General features: G+C 53.8%; 5 protein-coding genes. 1 reads left to right on the top strand and 4 read right to left on the bottom strand.

Annotation, left to right across the window (positions count from 1 at the left end; genetic code table 11):
* Window positions 1-5: 5 nt before the first annotated feature.
* The 3 genes from FDX03_RS13355 to FDX03_RS13365 form a co-directional block, all read right to left on the bottom strand.
* Window positions 6-974 carry a TerC family protein gene (locus FDX03_RS13355; RefSeq protein ID WP_048213337.1) on the bottom strand — a complete coding sequence of 323 codons (969 nt, stop codon included), beginning with the start codon at window positions 972-974 and terminating at the stop codon, window positions 6-8.
* Between the two features lie 270 nt (window positions 975-1,244).
* Complete coding sequence (locus FDX03_RS13360; protein ID WP_137346047.1) at window positions 1,245-2,243, bottom strand: Gfo/Idh/MocA family oxidoreductase; 999 nt, start codon at window positions 2,241-2,243, stop codon at window positions 1,245-1,247.
* A gap of 69 nt (window positions 2,244-2,312) precedes the next feature.
* Window positions 2,313-2,816, bottom strand: coding sequence for a M48 family metallopeptidase (locus FDX03_RS13365; protein ID WP_048213335.1), 504 nt, complete (start codon window positions 2,814-2,816; stop codon window positions 2,313-2,315).
* A gap of 84 nt (window positions 2,817-2,900) precedes the next feature.
* Between FDX03_RS13365 and rlmG the strand changes: the two genes are divergently transcribed.
* Window positions 2,901-4,037, top strand: a complete 1,137-nt coding sequence (rlmG, locus tag FDX03_RS13370) for a 23S rRNA (guanine(1835)-N(2))-methyltransferase RlmG (protein WP_137346048.1) — start codon at window positions 2,901-2,903, stop codon at window positions 4,035-4,037.
* Between the two features lie 54 nt (window positions 4,038-4,091).
* On the opposite strand, the gene FDX03_RS23360 is transcribed toward rlmG, so the two are convergent.
* Window positions 4,092-4,967: FAD/NAD(P)-binding oxidoreductase (locus tag FDX03_RS23360; RefSeq protein WP_249357056.1), on the bottom strand; the 876-nt coding region annotated here is incomplete at its 5' end.

Raw genomic sequence — 4,967 nt, forward strand, 5'->3', positions numbered from 1 at the left:
TAACCTTACTGTATTTGCTGCTTTTTATCGTGCTGGTGGTTGACCCACGCGTTCACAATCAGCGTTACAAACAGAATACCGAACACTACGCCTAACGAAATAGCGATCGGGATATGGTAGAAATCGACGATCAGCATCTTGATACCGATAAACACCAGGATGACCGCCAGACCGTACTTCAGCATGGAGAAACGCTCTGCAACGCCTGCCAGCAGGAAGTACATCGCGCGCAGACCTAAAATAGCAAACAGGTTCGAGGTCAACACGATGAACGGATCGGTGGTGACGGCGAAGATTGCCGGAATACTGTCGACGGCGAAAATCACGTCGCTCAGCTCAACCAGGATCAATACCAGCATCAGCGGCGTCGCAAATAGCAGACCGTTTTTACGCACAAAGAATTTTTCGTCTTCAATGGTATCGGTCATACGTAAATGGCCGCGCAGCCAACGCACTAAGGGTTTGTCGCCAATACCGGAAGCGTCTTCTTTCGCCAGCGCCATCTTCACGCCGGTAAACAGCAGGAACGCGCCGAACACGTACAGCAGCCACTCAAACTGGGCGATAAGCCAACTGCCCGTGAAGATCATGATCGTACGTAATACAATCGCACCCAGTACGCCATACACCAGTACCCGACGCTGCAATGCAGGGGGGACGGAGAAGTAGCTGAACAGCATCAGCCAGACAAAGACGTTATCTACTGCCAGCGATTTTTCAATTAAATAGCCGGTAAGGAACGCCAGCGCCTGCGGGTCGGCAACGGCGCGGCCCTGAGTCTCAGCCAGGTACCACCAGAATGCCGCGTTAAACAGCAACGACAACGTTACCCAGACGATTGACCAGGCCGCGGCCTGCTTCATCGACATCGTATGTGCGCCACGACGACCCTGTAGCAGCAGATCGATGGCCAGCATAATGACCACCACAACAGCGAAGCCACCCCATAACAACGGTGTGCCGACAGTATTCATTTTATTTCCCCATGCATAAAAAAACGGCCAACGCCGAATGACGTTAGCCGCTGCTTTTTATGCATAGACCTTGCCATTCGGCAAGGTCTCACTTACAACAACAAAGGAATACGATGGCGTATTCCTTTGTTATCGCCCGGTGACCGGATGTGGTTTTTCACACATCGTAATGACGATCAACCGACAACGAAGTTACTCCCCTTTGCGGGTTACAAAATATTACAGGCCATGCATTCAGTCAATGGCCTGCAACATTCGTTTTACACACATTTACGCAGTCAGCGAGGTTACCGCTTCGTCTGCCGGGAAAACCACGCCGGTCTGGCGGCGAATCTCCGTTTGTAGTTTAGCGGTGATACGGCTGACGGCCAGTGCCGGGTGATCCACTTCGCCGGATTCAACCAAATGAGCAAACGCCTCTGCCTCATACAGCATAGTATTGATGTGCTGAGGCACCGTAAGATCCTGCGTTTTGCCCCCGCGCGGAATAAAGCACACTTTCTGACACTCGGAAATCTTCTCGATAACCAGTGACCCTGATTCGCCCTGAATTTCGCTGGCCAGTACGGAATCACTGACTTTCGAGTGCTGCAACGTGACGCTAAAATCGCCGTAATTGAGTACGACCACGCCGTGGGCATCCACACCGCTCTCCAGCAGGCTGGCGCTGGCCTGAACGCTTTTTGGCTCACCCCATAGCGCAACCGCTGAGGCCAGGCAGTAAAAACCGATATCCATAATCGAGCCATTGGAGAACGCCGGATTAAACGTGTTTGGATTTTCACCGTCGAGATAGCGCTGGTAACGCGAGGAGTACTGGCAGTAATTGATAAACGCTTTTCTGATTCTTCCAACTTTGGGAAGCGATTCCTGCAACAACAGGAAGTTAGGCAGGCTGGCGGTTTTAAATGCTTCAAACAGCACCACTTGGTTTTCGCGCGCGCAGGCGATAGCGGCTTCGGCTTGCGCCAGGTTTGAGGCCAGTGGTTTCTCGCAAATGACATGCTTTTTGTGCTGTAGAAACAGCGTTGTCTGCGGGAAGTGCAGAGAGTTCGGACTGGCAATGTAAACAGCATCAATCGCGTCGCTTTGCGCCATTGCCTCCAGCGAGGTAAACAGATGCTCGACGGGATAATCATTGGCGAAGGTCTGCGCCTGCTCAAGGCTACGGGAATAGACTGCGGTTAACTTATATTTGCCGGTTTCATGGGCGGCATCGACAAACTGGCGGGTGATCCAGTTTGTGCCAATTACTGCGAAACGTATCATAAAGGCCTTCAGGCTGCGAAAAGGGATCCTTGCGTCAATTTAGCATGCCCTGAAGACAAAGCCAGTGCGCTACGGCGCAGTTTGCTTTAACGATTGTTGCGTTAACCACAGGCGGGTATCGAACTCCAGTTGGTGATACTGAGGCTCCATATGGCAGCAGAGCTGGTAAAACGCTTTGTCGTGCTCTTTTTCTTTCAGATGCGCCAGTTCATGCACGACGATCATGCGTAAAAAGGGTTCGGGGGCATTGCGAAAAACGGTCGCCACGCGGATTTCCGCTTTGGCTTTGAGCTTGCCACCCTGCACGCGGGAGACGGCAGTATGCAGTCCCAGCGCATTTTTCAGCACGTGTATCTTACTGTCATACATGACTTTATTCAGCGGCGGGGCGTTTCGCAGAAACTGATTTTTCAGATCCTGGGTATATTGCCAGAGCGCTTTATCGGTCGCGAAGTCATGCGTACCCGGATAGCGCTTCTCCAGCACCGCCCCCAGACGCTGTTCAGCAATCAGCGTACGAACCTGGGAAAGTAAATTCTCCGGGTAGCCTTGCAGATAGGTCAACTGACTCATTAGTGCCCCATATAAAGTATAAAAAGTGTATACTCACGCACCCTTTTCAGGGATACGCCGAAATTTTACCATTCAGGAGGGCCGATGAGCCACATAGACAACGGTTTCCGTTCGCTGTCACTTAAACGTTTCCCGGAGACGGATGACGTTAACCCGCTGCTGGCGTGGGAAGCTGCAGATGAATATCTGCTGCAACAGCTGGACGATACCGAGATTAGCGGCCCGGTGCTTCTCCTGAATGATACTTTCGGCGCGCTGGGCTGTGCGCTGGCGGAACATACGCCGTATAGCATTGGCGACTCTTATCTCAGCGAGCTTGCCACACGCGAGAACCTGCGTCACAACGATATTGCCGAGTCGAACGTCAAATTCCTCGACAGCACCGCTGAATATCCGCAGGCGCCGGGCGTGGTGCTGATTAAGCTGCCAAAAACCATGGCGCTGCTGGAACAGCAACTGCGTGCGTTGCGTGAAGTGGTGACTCCACAAACGCGCATCATCGCGGGCGCGAAGGCGCGCGATGTGCATACCTCGACGCTGGAGCTGTTCGAAAAAGTGTTGGGTCCAACCACCACGACGCTGGCGTGGAAAAAAGCCCGTCTGATCAACTGTACGTTCAGCAAACCTGAGCTGGCCGCTGCCTCGCAAACGTTGAGCTGGAAGCTGGAAGGTACCGAGTGGACTATCCATAACCACGCCAACGTCTTTTCCCGTACCGGGCTGGATATTGGTGCGCGCTTCTTTATGGAACATCTGCCGGAAAACCTCGAAGGCGAGATTGTCGATCTCGGTTGTGGCAACGGTGTGATTGGCCTGACTTTGCTGGAGAAGAACCCGCAAGCCAGGGTGGTCTTTGTGGATGAATCGCCGATGGCGGTGGCTTCAAGCCATCTGAACGTCGAAAGCAACATGCCGGAAGCATTGGATCGCTGCGAGTTTATGATCAACAACGCGCTGTCTGGCGTGGAGCCTTTCCGCTTTAACGCTGTGTTGTGTAACCCGCCGTTCCACCAGAAGCATGCGCTGACCGATAACATCGCCTGGGAGATGTTCCACCACGCGCGCCGTTGCCTGAAAATCAATGGTGAACTGTACATCGTGGCCAACCGCCACCTCGACTACTTCCACAAGCTGAAGAAGATTTTCGGCAACTGCGTGACCATCGCCACCAATAATAAATTCGTGGTGCTGAAAGCGGTCAAAACTGGTCGTCGCCGCTAATCGCGTGTGCCGGATAGCAGCTAACGCCTTATCCGGCCTACAGGATACAACGTGTTAAATCTCCAGTGCTAAGCGGGTTCCCTGCGCAATAGCGCGTCGGGCATCCAGTTCCATTGCCACATCGCAGCCGCCGATCAGATGCACCGTTTTACCTGCCGCGTGCAGCGGATCGACCAGTTCACGGCGTGGCTCTTGTCCGGCGCAAATCACCACGTGATCCACATTCAGGATCTGTAGCTCGCCGTTGATCATCACGTGTAACCCGTCATCATCGATCTTCTGATAGCTCACCGCCGGGATCATTTTTACGCCGCGTGAAAGCAGGGTAGCACGGTGGATCCATCCCGTTGTTTTGCCTAAACCTTGTCCTGGTTTACTGGCTTTACGCTGCAACATCACTATCTGGCGTGGGCTGCGGGGTAGATGTGGGCCTTCCGGACGTAAACCGCCGGGCTGTTGCAGACTGGTGTCGATTCCCCATTCCACGCAGAACTCGGCAATGTTCTGGCTGGTGGGATCGCCAGGCTGGCTCAGATACATGGCGGTATCAAAACCGATCCCGCCACAGCCAACGATCGCCACGCGTTTACCCACTGGCGTTTTATCGCGCAGGACGTCGAGATAGCTCAGCACTTTAGGGTGATCGATCCCCTCGATCGGCGGCATGCGCGGCTCGATCCCGCTGGCGAGGATCACTTCGTCGAAGGTGTGCAGATCGCGTGCGCTGACAAAGTGATTCAGTTTCAGCGTTACGCCAGTCACGTCGATCATCCGGCGGTAGTAGCGCAGGGTTTCATAGAATTCTTCCTTGCCGGGGATCTGTTTGGCGATATTAAACTGCCCGCCAATTTCGCCATATGCGTCAAACAGCGTAACGTGATGCCCGCGCGCGGCGGCATTAATGGCGAAGGCGAGGCCCGCAGGGCCCGC

Source organism: Citrobacter sp. wls827 (assembly GCF_005280875.1).
Lineage (GTDB): Bacteria > Pseudomonadota > Gammaproteobacteria > Enterobacterales > Enterobacteriaceae > Citrobacter > Citrobacter youngae.